Annotated in this window: 18 protein-coding genes and 2 tRNA genes; 15 read left to right on the forward strand and 5 right to left on the reverse strand. The window is 52.6% G+C overall.

Translation table 11 applies throughout. The annotated features are described in order from the left end of the window. Positions 1 to 6: 6 nt before the first annotated feature. Positions 7 to 822, reverse strand: a complete 816-nt coding sequence (locus HYS22_02985) for a kinase/pyrophosphorylase (protein MBI1909118.1) — start codon at positions 820 to 822, stop codon at positions 7 to 9. Between the two features lie 5 nt (positions 823 to 827). Further along, complete coding sequence (locus HYS22_02990) at positions 828 to 1,892, reverse strand: DNA recombination protein RmuC (GenBank protein MBI1909119.1); 1,065 nt, start codon at positions 1,890 to 1,892, stop codon at positions 828 to 830. Between the two features lie 61 nt (positions 1,893 to 1,953). Between HYS22_02990 and HYS22_02995 the strand changes: the two genes are divergently transcribed. Next, a complete protein-coding gene (locus HYS22_02995) occupies positions 1,954 to 2,733 on the forward strand; it encodes a carbon-nitrogen hydrolase family protein (GenBank protein ID MBI1909120.1) in 780 nt (259 codons plus the stop codon). After that, the gene (gene grxC / locus HYS22_03000) at positions 2,730 to 2,996 is read left to right on the forward strand and encodes a glutaredoxin 3 (GenBank protein ID MBI1909121.1); all 267 of its coding nucleotides are present in this window, start codon (positions 2,730 to 2,732) and stop codon (positions 2,994 to 2,996) included. Before HYS22_02995 ends, grxC begins: the two co-directional genes overlap by 4 nt. Here the strand turns inward: grxC and HYS22_03005 are convergent. Together HYS22_03005 and nagZ are read right to left on the reverse strand one after the other, a co-directional pair. Continuing rightward, complete coding sequence (locus HYS22_03005; protein MBI1909122.1) at positions 2,970 to 3,977, reverse strand: hypothetical protein; 1,008 nt, start codon at positions 3,975 to 3,977, stop codon at positions 2,970 to 2,972. The two genes, grxC and HYS22_03005, sit on opposite strands and share 27 nt — an antisense overlap. Positions 3,978 to 4,161: 184 nt before the next feature. Further along, positions 4,162 to 5,166 carry a beta-N-acetylhexosaminidase gene (nagZ, locus tag HYS22_03010; protein ID MBI1909123.1) on the reverse strand — a complete coding sequence of 335 codons (1,005 nt, stop codon included), beginning with the start codon at positions 5,164 to 5,166 and terminating at the stop codon, positions 4,162 to 4,164. Positions 5,167 to 5,246: 80 nt separating this feature from the next. Here nagZ and dacB point away from each other — a divergent pair, with 80 nt between their 5' ends. From dacB to HYS22_03035, 5 genes are all read left to right on the forward strand, one after another. After that, on the forward strand, positions 5,247 to 6,590 hold the full coding sequence (gene dacB / locus HYS22_03015; GenBank protein ID MBI1909124.1) for a D-alanyl-D-alanine carboxypeptidase/D-alanyl-D-alanine-endopeptidase: 1,344 nt from the start codon (positions 5,247 to 5,249) through the stop codon (positions 6,588 to 6,590). Positions 6,591 to 6,602: 12 nt separating this feature from the next. Further along, positions 6,603 to 7,928, forward strand: coding sequence for a lytic transglycosylase domain-containing protein (locus HYS22_03020; protein ID MBI1909125.1), 1,326 nt, complete (start codon positions 6,603 to 6,605; stop codon positions 7,926 to 7,928). A 154-nt stretch (positions 7,929 to 8,082) separates the two neighbouring features. Continuing rightward, positions 8,083 to 8,271, forward strand: coding sequence for a hypothetical protein (locus HYS22_03025; GenBank protein ID MBI1909126.1), 189 nt, complete (start codon positions 8,083 to 8,085; stop codon positions 8,269 to 8,271). Between the two features lie 38 nt (positions 8,272 to 8,309). Continuing rightward, positions 8,310 to 8,381: transfer RNA gene (locus HYS22_03030), tRNA-Val, on the forward strand. Between the two features lie 62 nt (positions 8,382 to 8,443). Then, positions 8,444 to 9,685, forward strand: coding sequence for an ATP-binding protein (locus HYS22_03035; GenBank protein ID MBI1909127.1), 1,242 nt, complete (start codon positions 8,444 to 8,446; stop codon positions 9,683 to 9,685). A 160-nt stretch (positions 9,686 to 9,845) separates the two neighbouring features. Here HYS22_03035 and HYS22_03040 read toward each other — a convergent pair whose 3' ends face one another. Then, positions 9,846 to 11,390 carry a sodium-dependent transporter gene (locus tag HYS22_03040; GenBank protein MBI1909128.1) on the reverse strand — a complete coding sequence of 515 codons (1,545 nt, stop codon included), beginning with the start codon at positions 11,388 to 11,390 and terminating at the stop codon, positions 9,846 to 9,848. Between the two features lie 109 nt (positions 11,391 to 11,499). Between HYS22_03040 and HYS22_03045 the strand changes: the two genes are divergently transcribed. From HYS22_03045 to HYS22_03080, 8 genes are all read left to right on the forward strand, one after another. After that, positions 11,500 to 11,844: a hypothetical protein gene (locus HYS22_03045; protein ID MBI1909129.1), complete on the forward strand. Its 345-nt coding sequence runs from the start codon at positions 11,500 to 11,502 to the stop codon at positions 11,842 to 11,844. Between the two features lie 53 nt (positions 11,845 to 11,897). Next, positions 11,898 to 11,971, forward strand: a tRNA-Asp gene (locus tag HYS22_03050). Between the two features lie 24 nt (positions 11,972 to 11,995). Beyond that, positions 11,996 to 13,045 (forward strand): histidinol-phosphate transaminase, encoded by a 1,050-nt coding sequence (hisC, locus tag HYS22_03055; protein MBI1909130.1) that lies wholly within the window; start codon positions 11,996 to 11,998, stop codon positions 13,043 to 13,045. Positions 13,046 to 13,101: 56 nt separating this feature from the next. Beyond that, positions 13,102 to 13,515 carry an Rrf2 family transcriptional regulator gene (locus HYS22_03060; protein MBI1909131.1) on the forward strand — a complete coding sequence of 138 codons (414 nt, stop codon included), beginning with the start codon at positions 13,102 to 13,104 and terminating at the stop codon, positions 13,513 to 13,515. A gap of 8 nt (positions 13,516 to 13,523) precedes the next feature. Beyond that, positions 13,524 to 14,963 carry a Fe-S cluster assembly protein SufB gene (sufB, locus tag HYS22_03065; GenBank protein ID MBI1909132.1) on the forward strand — a complete coding sequence of 480 codons (1,440 nt, stop codon included), beginning with the start codon at positions 13,524 to 13,526 and terminating at the stop codon, positions 14,961 to 14,963. Between the two features lie 16 nt (positions 14,964 to 14,979). Then, a complete protein-coding gene (gene sufC / locus HYS22_03070) occupies positions 14,980 to 15,729 on the forward strand; it encodes a Fe-S cluster assembly ATPase SufC (GenBank protein ID MBI1909133.1) in 750 nt (249 codons plus the stop codon). After that, on the forward strand, positions 15,726 to 17,069 hold the full coding sequence (gene sufD, locus HYS22_03075; protein MBI1909134.1) for a Fe-S cluster assembly protein SufD: 1,344 nt from the start codon (positions 15,726 to 15,728) through the stop codon (positions 17,067 to 17,069). Before sufC ends, sufD begins: the two co-directional genes overlap by 4 nt. Beyond that, the gene (locus HYS22_03080; protein ID MBI1909135.1) at positions 17,066 to 18,319 is read left to right on the forward strand and encodes a cysteine desulfurase; all 1,254 of its coding nucleotides are present in this window, start codon (positions 17,066 to 17,068) and stop codon (positions 18,317 to 18,319) included. Before sufD ends, HYS22_03080 begins: the two co-directional genes overlap by 4 nt. Positions 18,320 to 18,321 lie beyond the last annotated feature (2 nt).

The raw sequence follows: 18,321 nt of genomic DNA on the forward strand, positions 1-18,321 counted from the left end.
CATTAATTATTTCCCCAAGACATTCTGGATTTCACTGGCCACCTCTTCAATCGCCTTGGCGGTCACATCAATGATGGGACAATTCCCAAGCTGGGCAAAGATCTTCTGGGCATAGATCAGTTCCGAACGGATATGATCCACCGTCGCATAATTTTCCGACATCGGCCGCCCCATTTTGGACAACCGGAGCTCCCTGAACGCCACTAGTTTTTCGGGAGAAGCGGTCAAACCGACGACCTTCCCGCGGTCCACTGCAAAGAGCTCCGGGGGGGGAGGGACATTGTTGACAATCGGGATATTCGCCACCTTATAACCACGATACGAAAGATAGATGGAAAGGGGGGTTTTGGATGTCCGGGATATCCCAACAAGGATGATATCCGACTGCCCCAGTGTATCCAGTCCCAGACCATCGTCATGTTTGACGGCGAATTCAACCGCCTCGTTCCGGCGGAAATATTCATTGGTTAACTGGTATTTGAGGCCCGGCTGGTCTGAGGGGGTTGTCTGCAGGTATTCGGAGAGCTTGTCCAAGACCGGTCCCATCAGATCAATCGCCACCACGCCAGCCTGATCGGATTGGTTTTTCAAAAGTTCCCGGAGAGAGGGGGAGACAAGGGTAAAAATGATCAGGCCGCCGCTTTCATGCGCCTCCATGACCACGCGGGCGATGTTTTCCGGTGTGGCCACCTTGGAACGGCGGGCAATCGTCACATTCGGCTGGCTGAACTGACGGATGGCGGCCACAGAGGCAGAGAGCGCCAGTTCACCGGTGGCATCGGATACGGCAAAGATAGTTTTTTGGCTCTTTTCGATGGGCATTGGTTTCAGGATTTCACTGACTTCAAAGGAAGTGCCTTCGTCCCCTCTTCCGCCGGCAAAACGATCTGGTCTAATCGTTCGCCAAGCTGGTCCAGGCGTTTTTCAGCCGTCTCAAATTTCCCGCGGGCATTCTTGAGGTGGGTCCCGATCTGACTGAATTCCTCTGAAAAACGGGTCAAGTCCCCTTTGAGCCTTTCAATCCGGGCATCCAACTCCCGCGCCCAGGAGGTGATCTTCATCCCCCGAAGACCGATCGCAATCGTCTGGAGATAGGCATAAAAGCTGTTGGGAGAGACAGGAAAAACCCTCTTGGACTGGGCGTAACTCAAGACCCCTCCATTCTCATCCTTGATAATGGTTTCGTAATAAACATTCTCCGCCGGGATGTACATCAGGGCAAAATTGAGCGTCCCCTCGTCCGGGCAGATATATTTATCACTGATGCTGTCAATATGGCGTTTCACATCCCCCACAAAATCCTTGCGTGCCGTTTTTTTCTCCTCCTCGGTCTGAGAGGCCACAAGCCGGCGGAAATTCTCCAGCGGAAATTTGGAATCGATAGGGATAATCCCCTCCTGCGAAAAGACAACGGCATCCACCCTTTCACCATTTTTGAAGGCATACTGGAGCTGAAAATTTTCTGAAGGGAGGATCTGCCCGAGAAGATCCGCCAAAAAAAATTCCCCAAACCCCCCGCGAAATTTCGGGGCGCGAAGACTTTCCTGAAGCGACGCGATATCCTTCCCGACCTCCAGAATCCGTTTTGAACCTTCCTTAAGTTGGCCCAGTTCATTATTCAGAGAGACAAACGCCTTGGCGGCATTATCGAGTCTCTCATTTAAGCTTTTCCCCGATTCAGCCAAGACCTTGGATTGGTCCTGAAGACGATCGTTGACCTGTCTTCCAACCCCCTCCAAACTCAGCCTCAATTCCTGCCTCAATCCGTCCAACTGTTGTTGCAGGAGCAAAAGTGGATTTTCATCTCCCCTGGATCGGAAACGCAACAGAGCAAGGAAAATACCGACAGCGCCGATGACGAGAACGATCAAAAGAAGGGTATTCGGTGTCACTGGCAGGAATCCTATAGAAGGGCTTGCCTGTTTTCAATGGAATAGTTAAGGACCGTTCCGAATGAATCACTGTCTCCTCCAGATCCTGCAACCCACCCTCAAAAGGGAGGATCACCAACACAATCTGACAACACTCCTGGAAATGGTTCCAAAAAGGCTTGTGCAGAAAACGGAGGCCTCCTTTCTGGTCCTTCCGGAACTCTTCTTCCGAACAGAGGACAGAATCGGTTATGAAAGATTCATCCGGGAGATCGCCACCATGAGTGGGGCCTGTGTGATTGGCGGATCCCTTCACACCGATTGGCATGGGAAAAAGGTGAACACCGGTATTGTCGCCGACCCTGACGGGGAAATCATCGGTCGCTACTTTAAAAACAACCCTTATGGACCTGAGGTCAAACAGGGGATTAAAGGGGTCCCTGGACTATGCCAGTTCTCCTGGAGGGGATGGAGAGGGGCTGTCGTTATCTGCGCCGATGCCTGGGACAGCCGTCTCCTGAACCGTCTTCAAGAACCCCCGGACCTCCTTTTTATTGTTGCCGAATCGGTCAGTGAAGAACATGGCCCGGTGGCGGCTCGATCCCTTTGGCACAGCCTCGCCGTCGCCCGTGCCTTCGAGTTGACCTCTGTCGTCGCGATCAGTGATTGGGGGGAAGGAAAGACCCGCGACGGCGATTGGACCTGCGGCGTTGGCGGCATGGCCAACCCTGCCGACCCGACAGGAGTCTTCCACCCGATCCCCCCTGAAGAATCGAGTCGCCTCTTTACAATTGACCGGGAAGGGCTTAAAAGACACCGCGAGGCTAGGCGGTCTCGTTCATTTTATTGGTTCAAAAAATGAAAAAAGTAACCGTTTATACAACTCGTCTCTGTCCTTATTGCCGGATGGCCAAGGATCTTTTTAAACGAAAAAAAATAATTTTTGAGGAGATCGATGTCTCTGAGGATGACCAATTTGACGACCTTGTCGATCGCACAGGTTTCAGGACAGTCCCTCAGATTTTTATCGGTGACGAACTGATCGGGGGTTACGAAGAATTGGCCAAGTTGGATCAAAAAGGGAAATTGCTGAAGATCCTAGGCGAAATCAATCCCACCTCTTGAGAGAACCGCAAGCTCTTCTTCAAGATCACTACTGGATTCGCTCCGTTCACCACGACCAGAAACAGCGCCGCCTCCATTGCGGGTTGCCTTGTCAGAACCCCGAGTCCTCAAGTCTCGCAAGGTTTTGACCTCGGCAACGACAACGCGCCCCTCTCCATGGTTTGAGACAGGTTCCCCTTTGGGTAACCCATTGTCACGAACTGGTAATTTCTGTGACGGAGGTGCCGTCAGGGCCCCCAATCGAGCCGTCATCTGACAGGCGTTTTGATAAGCCGCTGGATTGGCCGCATCATCAGGGCCTGAAAAATGGGTAATGACAACACTCCCTTCCGTGCCAGCAGGGGCACCAGGACTCCTTGGTGCCTGGGGGATCGCCAAACCGGTTCGTGGCGTCAGAGAGGCCTGTGCAAACTGGGCCTCGGGAGAGGCTGGGACTCCCTCCGCTCCGGGAACACCCGGTTGGGGAGTACCGGTGGCTCTTGGGGTTCCAAACCCGATCGATCGGAAAAGCCGGACAAGAAAATTGGCGGGGGGCTCAGCAACAGTTTTGGGAGGAACAACCGGGGCCCTCGGGAGAGGGGGGGTGTTACGCAGAATATCTCTGGCGGTTGCCAACGCTGGAGCCCTTTTCTCATCTCCTTTGGCATCACTCCGACGTTGCTCCAGGCGATTTAGATAACGAGCGGCATCATCCCCCCGATCCTTAACAAAGGCCGATTCACCGGTTGGATTGGGACGCAGGGAAGCGAGAGTTCGTTGATCATCAAGCCTTTGTTCTACTCCAGCCGCTTCAGTCCGTCGTGCCGCTTCAGCCTGTCTCTCCCTTTGGACCGCTTTGTCAGCAGGAGGGGTGACAACCGACATATCCGTCGGGAGAGGGACCAGTGGAATAACAGCAACAGTAGCCCCTACATCAGCCTTGTTGAGATTCACCCTTTGCTGGGCCTCGAACCTGTTTTCTGGACCTAATTTGGCACCCATAAATGAAACCTATCCCTCCACCCCTCTCTAAAGCAATCCATATGCCAAAATAAGGCCTTCCATGAGCAATATAACCCACTGAAAACAAAGCTACTTTTAATGGTCTAGCCCCTTGGAGGGATTTTCCTGGAGGGAAACTGGAGACCCAAGACCTCAATTTCAGGGTGATTCACCCAAGGGTCGCTCACCCAAACCTCTTTTTCACCTTTTGTATCCGGACCAAGGCCTGTCTGACCTGCCCCTCGAAGATCCCCCCTTTTTCGGAGGCCAGACGATGATTGAGGGCATCATAGACCTGACTGGCGGCATTCACATACCGGCAGATCAACAGGTGATCTGTCCCTGCCTGAATGGCCAGCTGGGCCGCCTGCCCCAGGGAATAATGATTCGTCACCCCCTTCATCAAGAGGTCATCTGTAAAAATAACCCCCTTATACTTCATCTGTTCCCTCAGAATCCTGGTGACAAATTGCGCCGAGAGAGAGGCGGGGAGTTGAGAATCAACCTTGGGGAGAAGGAGATGGGCCGTCATGATCCCCTGAATACCGGCCTTGATCGCCCTGGCAAAGGGAACCAACTCCGCCTTTTTGAGACGCTGGAGATCACTGGTCAATGTCGGCAATTCCTTGTGGGAATCCCCCTGAGGACCAGCCACTGTCCCCCCATGACCCGGAAAATGTTTTCCACAAGCCATCACCCCCTGGCTCTCCAACCCCTTCATAAAAAGGATTCCGGCCTTCGAGACCCACTCAGGATCTTTCCCGAAGGATCGATCCCCAATGACCGTATTGACGGAACTGGTCAGGACATCCAGGACAGGGGCAAAATCAAGATTGAAACCAAGCGCCCTGAGATCCTTGCCGATTTTCCGGGCGGTATCGGTAATCAACCCCCCCTTCTTTGTTCTTTTGAGTTCCTGCCCCATCTCCTCAGCGGAGGGGAGGAGTCCAAAACCGCTCCGCCAGCGGTTTATACGCCCTCCCTCCTGATCGATCGCAACCCACAAGTCCTTTCTCCCGGTCACCCTTTTCAGACTGCGGATCAGTTTCTGGATCTGGCGCCTGTTTTCCATGTTGCGGGAGAAGAAGATCACCCCGCCCGGTTTGGCCATGGAAAGAAATCTTTCCTCTTCGTGAAGGAGGGAGAGCCCTTCCAAACCAACCATGATGAGATTTCCAATATCGGACATCAGACGTCTCTAACCCATCTCTAACAAAATTTAAAGGCAAAATTGACAGTGTGCGCCCTTAAGCCTATAATGGTTCCAAGGTGGTGAGAAAAATATTCAATCCTTTTATCCTGTTTTTAATAACGGCTCTTTTTACCCAGACACTCCTGGCATCACCGCTATCGCCGAAGGGTGATTCCCCCAAGGAACGCCTTCAAAAAAATATCAGGACTATTCTTGAGACAAGGCTCAAAAAGTCCACGGTTTCGATTCAGATAGTCTCCCTCGGAGAAAGCGGGCCTGAGGTTGTCTTCGAAGAAGGGGCCGGGCGTCTTTTAAATCCGGCCTCCAATATCAAACTGGTCACCGCCGCCGCGGCACTCGACGCCTTGGGTCCCGATTATACCCTGCCGACCCGTTTCTACGCCGACTCCGTTCAGGAAGGATGGGCCTCCAACCTCTGGATCAAGGGGTACGGCGACCCGCTCCTGATCACCGAGGAGGTGTCAAAGATCGTCCTGCAACTGGCCACCTTGGGTCTCCGCGGCGTTCAGCAAAACCTCCTGGTCGATACCTCCTTTTTTGACCGCCGTTCCAAAATGACCTATTTTTCAGAGGCCTCGGGACGTCTCTACAGTGTCCTGACAGGGGCCCTCTCCTTTAACTTCAACCGTCATTTCCGGCATCTTAACCGGGGTGTCGCTTTGCAAAAAGCAACGACCGTGGGGGACGAGATGAATCCGGCCTATGACGAAGAAGGATCACCACTCCAGAACGATCTGGACCCCGGCCTCGCAACCGGTCAGGTCTTCAAAGAGGCGTTGGCAAAGGCGGGGATACCGGTCTTGGGGGAGGCCCGTCTCGCCGTTGTTCCGGAAAATGCCGCTCTTTTATATGAACACCGTTCCCCTCCCCTGTCCGAGATCATCCGCAAGCTCAACAAATTCAGCAACAACTTCATCGCCGAACAACTGGTCAAGATCCTCGGTGCCGTTAAGTCTTCGGCCCCCGGAACAACGGCCAATGGGTTGAGAGTCATGGAAGACTATCTGGCCAAAATTGGAATCCCCCCCCATTCGTACATCATGGAAAATGGTTCCGGCCTTTCCCTGGAAAACCGCTTTTCGGCGGCACAGCTGGTGCAGACACTGGCCCATGCCTATCAAAACCGGGACTACGGTCTTTCTTATATCTCCTCCTTGAGTATCGGTGGAGTCGATGGCACCATGAAGAGGAGATACCGGAAGTCTTCATTAAAGGGCCATGTCCTGGCCAAGACAGGGTCGCTGGCCTTTGTCCACTGCCTTTCCGGATACCTGGTCGTGGAAAACAGGCCTTTTGCCTTTTCCATTCTTGTCAATGATTTCCAGGGACCCAAAGGGGCCGTCGTTGGGGCTGAGGAAAAAATATTGCAGGCCGTCGCCGATTATAACCGTTCCCTCTAAAGAGTGTTCCCGATGAGCCGCAGGATTATTCATGGTTTTTTGATCGCCGGTATCGTTGTTTCGTTTCCTATCCTTTTTAAACACTACCTGCCGACTCAAACAGGCCCTGCGGTCAACGAAATCGTTACTCCACCCCCACCTTCGGCACCAGAGGTCGCCCCCTCTCCCCCTCCGGAGGCAGAGCCTTTGGTAAAAACCATCGAAAACGAACCCCCTCGCGCACCCCTTCCGATCAAACGATACAAAGAGATCCCCAAAAAAGGCCGAGTTGCGATCGCCCCTCGGGCCAATTTAAATATCGACACCCCTGGTTCATTTCCCCCTTTAGAGCCTGTAGTCCCAAAAGGGCTGGAGAATGCCGTCAACTTCTGGACCAGGATCTACGCCCAATACGACAAGGATCAGGTCGTCTTTCATGATCAAGAAAACTTAGGGATCATCTACAAGGTACTCGACTTTTCCCAGATTTCCAATGATCCAAACCTTTCAGCAATTGAAAAAAAATCTCTTCGGGAATCTCATATTAAAGAAGAACTAAAACAGCTGGAAAAAACCTTGGACCCGGAGGCGGCCGACAACCTTCGGACACAGACAGGCCAGAAAGACAAATTTGTCGCCGGGGTCCAGGCCTCCGGCCTTTACCTGCCTGAGATTGAAAATATATTCCAAGGGTACGGACTCCCCAAGGACCTTACTCGTCTCGTTTTTGTCGAATCGATGTTCCAGGTCAACGCCTATTCCAAGGTGGGGGCGGCCGGGATCTGGCAATTCATGGCCTCGAGCGCGAGGATCTTCCGTCTGAATGTCAGCCCGCTCGTGGATGAACGGTACGATCCGATCCTCTCCACCCATGCCGCGGCCAGGCACTTGATCCGCAATTTTCAGGATCTTGGGACATGGCCTCTCGCCATCAATGCTTACAACACCGGTAGCGGCCGTCTGCAGGATGCCATTCAAAAACTGGGAACCAGGGAGATCGCCACAATCATCAAACGGTATCGAAACCCTTCCTATGGCTTCGCCTCACGCAATTTCTACCCCTCGTTTCTGGCGGCAAGACATGTCTTCAATAACTACAAACATTATTTTGGCAATCTTCCGATTCAGCCCCCCTTCCAGTATGACCTCGCCACTTTTAGGAGACCGATGACGCTCCCCGAATTGGCTCAGGTTCTGGATATTTCAACGGAAAGGCTTAGAGAACTCAACCCTGCCTTATCCGCCACCCTTTTCAGCCAGAATCGCTATTTTCCTGAAGGATCCACACTGAGAGTCCCGGCAGGATTCGGAAACCGTTTGGCTACCCTGGAATCCCCGGAAGCCGAACAGGTTCCGTAACTCCTGTCAAAAAAATGCCCTTTTTGAGGAGAAGCGTCACCATTTTGACGCATCTCTTCTCTCTGGGATTCAACAATCCTTTTTAATTCCAGCTAGTTAAAAAATAAGGGCTCTTGGTATGCCGATTGCTTACTACCTAGGTAGGAGCCCAATTATGGTTACTGGCGTTATTAAGACGAAGGATGTTCTCTTGAACCCGGCCTCGGTCATTGCGATCTGTGGGTTCCGGGGATTCCTTCGCCTACTCAAGAAGATCCTGAGCCGGCAAAATGTCCAATTCCTCGACTTCGTCGAGATCACGAAAAAGACCGCCCTCTACAAGAAACCCCCTTCTCCGAATTGACATTCCCACACAAAGCCACTAGAACGGCCCTTACTCAAGGGCGCGTAACTCAGCGGTAGAGTGCCACCTTCACACGGTGGAAGCCACAGGTTCGATCCCTGTCGCGCCCACAGTCGATCCCTAGTATTTTTCTTGATTTTTAATGATCTAATCATCTATAATAGGGTTAGTTATGCCTCAAGGTCACCCCTATATCGTCCGACAGCTTGAGGGAAGGCTGGAAACTCTTTTTCAGCATTTCCCGGTTGTCGTGGTGAGCGGTGCCAGACAGGTTGGCAAAAGCACCCTTCTGGAGCACTGTTTCCCAAAGTTGCCCCGGGTTGTGTTTGATCCGGTCATTGACATTGAGAATGCCCGCCAGGATCCGGACCTTTTTCTGGCCAATCGCAAACCACCGGTCATTTTGGATGAAGTGCAATACGTACCGGAGTTGGCGGGGGCCATTAAGCGTCTGCTGGAGAAAAATCGGTTGCCGGGACAGTATCTGTTGACCGGCTCGCAACAGTGGAGTGTCATGAAGGTTCTTTCGGAAAGTCTGGCGGGACGTGCCGCCTTTCTGGATCTGGAGGGGTTCAACCTCCCTGAAATTGGCGGGATTCCACAAAAGGGTTGGCTTCCGAAATGGCTGGAACAAAAAGACGAGGAACACCCGTCCTTTGATCGCGTCATATTGAAACGGTCCCTTTTTGAACAGCTGTGGCGCGGGTTTCTCCCAGAAGCGCAGTTCCTGCCGCTTTCTCTTCTGCCCGATTTTCACGGCGCCTACCAACGAACCTACGTAGAACGAGACATCCGCCAGATGGCAGAAATCACGGACTTGCAACTTTTCGGGCGTTTTTTCCGTCTCTGCGGGGCTCTCACGGCACAGGAGATCAATACGAGCCAATTGGGAAGGGAGTTGGGTGTCACACCACAAACAGCGAGCCGCTGGGTGGGTCTTCTAAAGGCTACTTTTCAGTGGTTTGAAATTCCCGCCTTTTCGGGAAATGCGGTAAAAAAAACCAGCTTGAAACCGAAGGGATATATCAGTGACACGGGGATGACCTGTTTCTCGCAGGCGATCTCTTCCCCCGAAGCTATCGCCGGTCATCCGCTCTGGGGAGCGTTATTCGAAACAGCCGTTATCGGGGAGATCCGAAAACAGTGCCGGTTGCTCGGAACCGCCCCGGTATTGTACCATTGGCGATCGCACAGCGGTGCGGAAGCAGATCTTATACTGGAATGGAACGGAAAAGTTTTTCCCGTCGAGATCAAGGCCAAAAGCAATCCCGGTCGCGCAGATCTCCGCGGCCTTAATGCATTTCGCAAGACCTACCCGCATCTGAATATCCAACCGGGATTGGTTCTGGCGCCGGTAGAACGTTTTTTTCAGTTGTCTGACCGGGATTACTGTATGCCATGGGATGCCCTATAATCCTATAATAAGCACAATAGAAAACTCGGCATTTAGGAAGTACTAAACGGTCCCTGATCGGAGGACGAAAAGGGGGCCTTGAAGATCTTGATGAAACACCAGACGGTGAACCAGGTTAGCACGCCCCAGGAGACAATCAGAAAAATCCAGCCTAAGGGAGTCATACCCCCTCCTTTCGTTTACTCCAGACCTTCTGGATCAGGAGTAGCAGGATTCCCAAAAAGGTAACGAGCAGGAGCCTGGCCCCCCAGCGCCAGGGGATATCCGCCGGTGAAACGCCATCCATCCGAAGAACCGCCGGCCCCTGCTGAATCGACCAGACCAAAAACAGGATTAAAAGGTAGGTCGGGGTGATAAATTTTAAGACAAACAGAAAAAACTTGGGAATCGTCACCTGCGCCCCCTTGTGGATCTCTGCCCAGGCCCTCTGCGGCCGGAAGACCCAGATAAACAGGATTGTCTCCACGAGGGCAAAGAGGGAAACGGCAAAGGTCCCGGCCCAGAAATCAATCTCGTCCAGAGCGCCGTGCCGGAGCCCCAGGATCGGGATATGCGCCGCCAAAAAGACGAGAAGGGAGGTCGTCAAAACCGCCTTCTTGTGATCCCAGTCCAATTCGTCTTCCAAAAAGGTGATGAGCGGTAGCGTGAGTGAAATCTGCGACAGAGTCCCCGCAATGAAGAGGAGGAAAAACCAGGCGGTGCCAAGGGCGGTCTGCCAGGGGAGTTGTTGCAGGACCACCGGCATCGTGGCAAAACCGAGGTTGAACGCCCCCCCCTGAGCAACCTCCAGGGTCCCTTGGGGCCCGAAAAAGGCGTAGGCGATCGGGATCGCAATCGTCCCTCCCAAAATAACCTCCCCCCACTCGTTCACCATCGTTGTCGAAAAACCGGTCACCACGACATCGTCCCGACTCTTCATGTAGCTCGCATAGACATGGATCATCCCAAAACCGACACTCAATGTAAAAAAGACCTGCCCCGCGGCGGCGAGCCAGACCTTGGCATTCCGCAACTGGGAGAGATCTGGATTCCAGATAAAACCGATCCCGTTCCAGACGCTGTTTTCCGGGTGAACCGGATCGGGGGAACCGAGAGTCAGCACCCGGATTGTCAAAAGAACGGAGAGAAGGATCAAAACCGGCATCCCCCAATTGGCGGCCCGTTCGATCCCTTTTTGAATGCCGCCGTAGTGAATCCAGGTATTTAAGACCATGCTCAAGAGAAAAAAGAGATAGGCGAGCCCGCTCACCCCCCAAGCTGAATCGATCCCCTGGTAGGCGGAGAGAAATTGCGACATCCCCTCCCGCGAGGTGATCCCGGCATATTTTCCAGTCAGGGCAAAGAAACTGTACGCCAGTGTCCAGGATTGGATGTAGACATAGTAAAAGCTGACCGCCAGCGGCAATAAGACACCGATAGCCCCAATGTACTTGGCCGCCGGATGTTTCCACAAGAGGGCAAAGATGCCGGGGGTCGTGCCATGGTGTTTTTCTCCCCCCATCCGTCCCATCGCCCATTCGCACCACATCAGCGGCATCGCGAGAAAGATGAGCGCGCAAAAATACGGGATCATGAAGGCGCCGCCGCCGTTTTGTGCCGCCTGCACCGGAAAGCGGAGATAGTTGCCGAGCCCAACGGCGCTCCCGGCCATCGCCAGCACCAGCCCTAAACGAGTTTTCCAGGTTTCGCGTTTGCGGGGTCCCATCGGTTTCCAGCGTTTCTACGTTATAGGAGATCTTTTCCCCCAATGGCAATGGCAAAAACAGAATAGAACTTGCAGTCAAAAGTTGAATCGGGTTAACCTCTTCCCCACAATGAAAAAAAATCTCCCCCTCATCTTTCTGGTCTGCCTGGTGGTTATCGCAGGGGGTGCCACCCAAGGGTGTGTCCAGAGGGTCCCCTCTCCCAAGAGGGCCCAAAAGATGGTCCATCAGTTTTTCACCCGCTATGGCCACAAATACAAGGAGTCCGACTTCGGCCAGTTCAAGATTTCCAAGGTGGAGGTGGGGGATATCCATGAGATCCAAAAAGGGATCGCTGAAATTGAAGCCTTTGTGATCCTTAACAAGGGAGAGAGGGTCCACAAAGTCAACCTTTTGGCCCGCAAAAAAACTATCGGCTGGAAGGTGAAGTCCTGGGAAGACCTCGGAGGAAGTTAAAACTGGACAAATGGGCCAAGACCCATTAAGGAATCCGATAATTTTTAGCGGTTGGGGACGTAGATCAATTGGTTAGATCGTCGCCCTGTCACGGCGAAGGTTGCGGGTTCGAGCCCCGTCGTCCCCGCATTTCTAAACCCCGGCTCTCTCTATGCCCTCTTACTTCCGTCCCGAATTAAAAAAAATCCGCGGCTACGAGCTCCACCAACCGGCCCATGCGATCAAGCTGAACCAAAACGAGTCCCCCTACGACGTCCCCTTGGCCCTCAAGGGAAAAATCCTGGAACACCTGCGGGAACTCCCCTGGAACCGATATCCCCTCCCCTATCTGGACGACCTTTGCGGGCGACTGGCCGATAAATGGAACCACCCCCCCAAAGGGGTCGTGGTGACCAATGGCTCGAACATCCTGATCCAGGAACTGGCGATTCTTGCCAATAAAAACCTCCCGTTACTAACAGTAACACCGGCATTTTCCCTCTACGAACTTGTCGGGAAAATGGTGGGAAGAAAAGTGGTCACTGTTCCCCTGCAAGATGACTTTTCTCTCCCGCTGGATCGTTTTCTAAAAACCTTGAAAAGGACAAAACCGTCGGTTGTGTTTCTGGCCAACCCGAACGCCCCAACCGGCAATCTCTTTCCGGAAGAGGCAATCCTGGCGATTCTTAAAAAAAGTTCTTCGCTCGTTGTGATTGACGAGGCGTATTTTGAGTTTTCAGGCAAGACGCTCCTCCCCCATCTCCGCCGTTTCCCACACTTGGTCCTCTTAAGGACCTTTTCCAAGGCTTATTCGTTGGCCGGGGCCCGTTTGGGCTACACCCTTTGCCATCCAGAAGTGGCGCGGGAGATCCGCAAGGTCCTGCTCCCCTTTGGTGTCAGTGCCCTCTCCGTATCGATTGCCAAAACCCTTCTCGATCACCCGGAAGTGGTCCAAGAAACAGCCAGAACGATCATTCAGGAAAGGAACCAACTCTTGAGGGAAATGCAGAGGCTTGTGGGGATTACTGTTTATCCCTCCAGCGCCAACTACCTCCTCTTCCGGACCAAAAATTCAAAAAGACTGGAGCAAAAACTCCTCTCCCAAGGGATCCTCATCCGTGATGTCAGTAATAAGACCCACCTGAAGAATTGCCTTCGTGTGACCGTAGGGAGTCCTGAAGAAAACAATCAATTCCTGAAAACTCTAAAGGCAAGCCTCTAGAATTACTACTAAAATAGGCTATTGACAGCTAAATGGGACTGAAATAGTCTTATTTTATGCTACGGTTCAATAAAAAGACGGAGTATGCCCTGTTGGCGGTGGAGCATATGGTCCTGAAGGGGGAAGAAGGCCTGAGTAGTGCCCGGGAGATTTCCGAGGCGTACCATATCCCCTTTCCACTCCTCGCCAAAGTCATGCAATCTCTCGCCGGCAAGGGCTTTATTAAAGCAACCTATGGGATCAAAGGGGGGTACCTCCTTGCCAAAAGGGCACAGGATATCAGCCTTGCCGACCTGGTGGAGGTCTTCGATGGTCCCCTGGCCGTTGCTGAATGTTTCAAACAAGAAAAGACCTCCTGCCCGCAGTGGAACGATTGTACGATCAAAAATCCGTTTGATCTCTTGAATCATAAAATCCACCAACTTCTGTCCGAGACCTCGATGGCCGATCTGGCGGGAAAATCGTTTTAGGGGGAAAAATGAGCGCGGAAATTTTACAAAACCTGACAGAGGGTGACTACCGGTACGGTTTTGTCACCACTATCGAGTCAGACACCATCCTGCCAGGTCTGAACGAAGGAGTCATCCGCCTGATCTCCGAGAAAAAAAACGAGCCCTCTTTCATGCTCGACTTCCGGCTGAAGGCATACCGTCATTGGCTGACAATGACAGAACCGGATTGGGCCAATATCCACCACCCTCCGATCGACTATCAGGCGATCTGTTATTATTCCGCCCCCAAGAAAAAACCGCAAATCAAGAACTTGAGTGAGGTCGATCCGGAACTGAGGGCCACGTTTGAAAAACTCGGGATCTCGCTTGAGGAACAGAAGCGGCTTTCCGGTGTTGCCGTAGACGCCGTCTTTGATAGCGTCTCGGTTGCCACAACTTTTAAGGAAAAACTCTCCGAACTAGGGATCATTTTCTGTTCTTTTTCTGAGGCGGTTCAGAATCACCCCGATCTGGTCAAAAAGTACCTTGGGTCTGTCGTCCCAACCACCGACAATTTCTATGCCGCCTTGAACGCGGCGGTCTTTTCCGATGGTTCCTTCTGTTACATCCCGAAAGGGGTACGCTGCCCGATGGAACTCTCAACCTACTTCCGGATCAACGCCTCCAATACCGGGCAGTTTGAGAGGACCCTGATTATCGCCGACGAGGGGGCTTCCGTCAGCTATCTGGAAGGGTGTACCGCCCCGATCAGGGACGAAAATCAGCTCCATGCCGCTGTTGTTGAGCTGATCGCCCTGGACGATGCCCAGATCAAGTACTCCACCGTCCAGAATTGGTACCCCGGTGACAAAGAAGGCAAAGGAGGCATTTATAACTTTGTTACCAAACGGGGTAAATGCGCCGGAAGAAATTCCAAAATTTCCTGGACACAGGTCGAGACCGGTTCCGCCATCACCTGGAAATATCCGAGCTGTCTCCTGCAGGGAGACAACTCTATCGGCGAGTTTTACTCCGTGGCGGTCACCAACAACTACCAGCAGGCCGATACCGGAACCAAAATGATCCATATCGGTAAAAACACGAAGAGTACCATTATTTCAAAAGGGATCTCGGCCGGCCATGGACAAAACAGCTATCGCGGCATGGTCAAAATCACAAAGAGTGCCACGGGGGCCAGAAACTATTCGCAGTGTGATTCACTTTTGATGGGAGACCATTGCGGCGCCCATACCTTTCCCTCTGTGGAGGTTCACAATAAATCGGCCCAAATGGAACATGAGGCCTCTACCTCAAAAATTAGTGAAGACCAGCTTTTCTATTGCCGTCAGAGGGGGCTTTCCACCGAAGATGCGGTCAACATGATTGTGAATGGCTTTTGTAAGGAGGTCCTGAAAGAACTGCCGATGGAATTTGCGGTCGAGGCCCAGAAGCTCTTAGGGGTCAGTCTGGAAGGTTCAGTCGGGTAAAGAAAGGGATATTAGAATGTTGGAAATCAAAAATCTTCACGTCAAAATAGCGGGAGAAGAAATCCTGAAAGGACTCAACCTGAAGGTCAAGGCGGGCGAGGTCCATGCCATTATGGGGCCCAACGGTTCCGGCAAAAGCACACTGGCCCAAGTTTTAGCCGGCCGTGAAACTTATGAGGTCGTCAAAGGCTCCGCCCTCTACGAAGGAAGAGAGATCCTCAAGATGGTCCCTGAAGAGAGGGCCCGCGAGGGGATTTTTCTCGCCTTTCAATACCCTGTGGAGATCCCAGGTGTCGGAAACACCTATTTTCTGAAAGCCGCCCTCAATGCCGTACGCCAGCACCGTGGTCAGGGGGAGCTGGACGCCATGGAGTTTCTGACACTGGTCAAAGAAAAAATAAAACTTGTTAATATGGACGAAGGCTTGTTGAAGCGGCCGGTCAATGAGGGGTTTTCGGGAGGGGAAAAGAAAAGGAACGAGATTTTTCATATGCTGGTCCTGGAACCGAAACTGGCGATCCTTGATGAAACCGACTCGGGACTGGACATTGACGCCCTCAAGATTGTCGCCAACGGTGTGAACGCCCTTCGGAGCAAAGACAGGGCCTTTGTGGTGATCACCCACTACCAACGGCTCCTCGACTACATCATCCCCGACTTTGTCCATGTCCTTTCTGATGGCCGGATCGTAAAATCTGGAGACAAGGGATTGGCCCTTGAACTGGAAGAAAAAGGGTACGCCTGGATTGAATCAGGAGTCTTATGACAAAAACGGTTGAAAAATACTTGGGTGAGTTTGAGCAACTCCAAAAGGAAATCGGGGGAAACGAGCCGGCGTGGCTTGCAGAAACCCGAAAGCAGGCGATGGCCCGCTTTGCCTCGTGCGGTTTTCCAACCACACGCCAGGAAGAATGGCGTTACACGAGCACTGACCCTATTGCCAATCATCCGTTCACCAGGAGAACCGGCAGTAAGATCAACGGTTCAGCCGCCACTTTAAAAACGCTGACCTTGGGGACCCCTGAAGAGATCCGGCTTGTCTTTATCAATGGGGATTATTCAAAGGAGTTGTCTTCACTGGGCTCACTCCCGAAGGGAGATCTGCCAGAGGGGGTTGTTGTCACCAATCTTGCCTCACTCTTGGCCAAGGCCCCTGATCTTATTCAACCTTATCTTGCCCAACAATCGGATCAAAACGAATCCCCTCCCTTTGTAGCCCTTAACACTGGCTTCATCAAGGATGGTGCTTTCGTCCTGGTTCCCAAGGGACAGATTGTCGTCACCCCGATCCATCTGATTTTTTTAACAACGCCGGGAGTTGAACCGCTCCTCTCCCAACCCCGCAATATCATCATCGCGGAACCGGGGGGCCAGGTCACACTGGTGGAAACCTACATCGGCCGGGGAAAGTACCTCACCAATACCGTCACCCAGATTTTTGCGGCCGACAATGCCATTGTGGATCACATCAAACTCCAACTGGAAGATGAACAGGCCTTCCACATCGGAAACATCCAAGCCCATCAGGAACGATCCAGCCACCTGGCCTCCCATTCCTTTTCATTCGGCGGCCTGCTCACCAGGAATGATATCGCGACAACTCTGGAGGCGGAAGGGGCCGATGGAACTCTCAATGGTCTCTACCTGGTCCGGGGAGAACAGCATGTCGATCACCACACCACCGTAGACCATAGGAGACCTCATGCCACCAGCCGTGAACTGTACAAAGGGATCCTGGACGGGCATGCGAAGGGGGTCTTTAATGGAAAGATCATTGTCCGGCCCGACGCCCAAAAAACTGAGGCCCGCCAGACCAACAAGAATCTCCTCCTCTCCGAGGATGCAGTCATCCACACAAAACCCCAGCTTGAGATCCTGGCCAACGACGTCAAATGTAACCATGGAGCGACCATCGGTCAGTTGGACGATAACGCCATCTTTTATCTCCGTAGCCGAGGCCTCGGGGCCAGCGAGGCAAAGAGCTTTTTGACAAACGCGTTCGCCAGGGAAATTGTCGATTCCATCAAGATGATGCCGTTCCGACACAAGCTGGAACAGATCATCCATGAGCGGTTAACAACCCTTCCGATGGGAACCTCGGCATGAAATCATCCAATACAGCCTTTGTCCGTTCTCCCTTGTTTGACCTGCGACGGATTCGCGAAGAATTTCCGATCCTCAAGCAGAAAATCCGCGGCAAGCCGCTGGTCTATCTGGATAACGCCGCCACCGCTCAAAAGCCACAGGCGGTCATTGAGACGCTCCATCAGTTTTATTCGGTGGACAATTCCAACATCCACCGTGGGGTCCATCTTCTTTCAGAACGGGCCACGGAGGCCTACGAGGAGGCACGGGCCAAGATCCAGCTTTTCATCAATGCTGGCCAATCCAGCCAGATTATCTTCACGAGGGGCGCGACAGAGGCAATCAACTTGGTCGCCCAGAGTTACGGACGAAAAAATTTCCAGAGTGGGGACGAGGTCCTGATCACCGCGATGGAACATCACTCGAATATTGTCCCCTGGCAGATCGTCTGTGAAGCAACCGGTGCAAAACTCAAGGTTCTGCCGATCAATGATCAGGGGGAACTGCTGCCGGGTCAACTGGACAAACTCCTGACCAAAAAAACGCGGTTAGTCTCCGTCACTCAAATGTCCAACGTCCTCGGAACCATCAATCCGGTCAAAGAGATCATCCGCAGGTGCCATCAACAGGGGACCCCTGTTCTTGTTGATGGGGCTCAGGCGATTGCCCATCTCAAGATTGATGTTCAAGATCTCGACTGTGACTTTTACGTCTTTTCCGGCCACAAACTGTACGGGCCAACAGGGATCGGGGTTCTTTACGGCAAGGCCCGACTTCTGGAGGAGATGCCTCCTTATCAAGGAGGAGGGGATATGATCCGTACGGTCACCTTTGAAAAAACAACCTACAACACCCTCCCCTACAAGTTTGAGGCGGGGACTCCTCACATCGCCGGCGCCGTCGGTCTGGGGGCCGCCATTCAATTCATCAGTGAGATTGATTTCGAGGCAGCGACGAAACATGAAATGGATCTACTCCGATATGCGGAGCTGGCATTGAGAAAAATCCCCGCTCTCCAACTGATAGGGACTGCCCAGGAAAAGGCCTCGGTCATCTCCTTTACCATGGAAGGGATTCATCCGCATGACATCGGCACCATTCTGGACCAGGAAGGGATCGCCATCAGGACCGGCCATCACTGCGCTCAGCCGTTGATGGATCGATTGGGGGTAGTAGCCACGGCCCGTGTCTCACTCGCCTTTTATAATACGAAAGAAGAAATTGACCTCTTCATCAAGGGACTCAAAAAAGTGAGGGAGGTGTTTGGTTAATG

Source organism: Deltaproteobacteria bacterium (genome assembly GCA_016177765.1).
Taxonomy (GTDB): Bacteria; UBA10199; UBA10199; order JACPAL01; family JACOUP01; genus JACOUP01.

What these genes read in the sequence shown, in the direction of transcription:
- HYS22_02985 (MBI1909118.1), bottom strand. Translation starts at nt 822, where the DNA reads ATGCCCATCGAAAAGAGCCAAAAAACTATCTTTGCCGTATCCGATGCC.
- HYS22_02995 (MBI1909120.1), top strand. Translation starts at nt 1,954, where the DNA reads ATGAATCACTGTCTCCTCCAGATCCTGCAACCCACCCTCAAAAGGGAG.
- grxC (MBI1909121.1), top strand. Translation starts at nt 2,730, where the DNA reads ATGAAAAAAGTAACCGTTTATACAACTCGTCTCTGTCCTTATTGCCGG.
- HYS22_03005 (MBI1909122.1), bottom strand. Translation starts at nt 3,977, where the DNA reads ATGGGTGCCAAATTAGGTCCAGAAAACAGGTTCGAGGCCCAGCAAAGG.
- nagZ (MBI1909123.1), bottom strand. Translation starts at nt 5,166, where the DNA reads ATGTCCGATATTGGAAATCTCATCATGGTTGGTTTGGAAGGGCTCTCC.
- HYS22_03020 (MBI1909125.1), top strand. Translation starts at nt 6,603, where the DNA reads ATGAGCCGCAGGATTATTCATGGTTTTTTGATCGCCGGTATCGTTGTT.
- HYS22_03025 (MBI1909126.1), top strand. Translation starts at nt 8,083, where the DNA reads ATGGTTACTGGCGTTATTAAGACGAAGGATGTTCTCTTGAACCCGGCC.
- HYS22_03035 (MBI1909127.1), top strand. Translation starts at nt 8,444, where the DNA reads ATGCCTCAAGGTCACCCCTATATCGTCCGACAGCTTGAGGGAAGGCTG.
- HYS22_03040 (MBI1909128.1), bottom strand. Translation starts at nt 11,390, where the DNA reads ATGGGACCCCGCAAACGCGAAACCTGGAAAACTCGTTTAGGGCTGGTG.
- HYS22_03045 (MBI1909129.1), top strand. Translation starts at nt 11,500, where the DNA reads ATGAAAAAAAATCTCCCCCTCATCTTTCTGGTCTGCCTGGTGGTTATC.
- hisC (MBI1909130.1), top strand. Translation starts at nt 11,996, where the DNA reads ATGCCCTCTTACTTCCGTCCCGAATTAAAAAAAATCCGCGGCTACGAG.
- HYS22_03060 (MBI1909131.1), top strand. Translation starts at nt 13,102, where the DNA reads ATGCTACGGTTCAATAAAAAGACGGAGTATGCCCTGTTGGCGGTGGAG.
- sufB (MBI1909132.1), top strand. Translation starts at nt 13,524, where the DNA reads ATGAGCGCGGAAATTTTACAAAACCTGACAGAGGGTGACTACCGGTAC.
- sufC (MBI1909133.1), top strand. Translation starts at nt 14,980, where the DNA reads ATGTTGGAAATCAAAAATCTTCACGTCAAAATAGCGGGAGAAGAAATC.
- sufD (MBI1909134.1), top strand. Translation starts at nt 15,726, where the DNA reads ATGACAAAAACGGTTGAAAAATACTTGGGTGAGTTTGAGCAACTCCAA.
- HYS22_03080 (MBI1909135.1), top strand. Translation starts at nt 17,066, where the DNA reads ATGAAATCATCCAATACAGCCTTTGTCCGTTCTCCCTTGTTTGACCTG.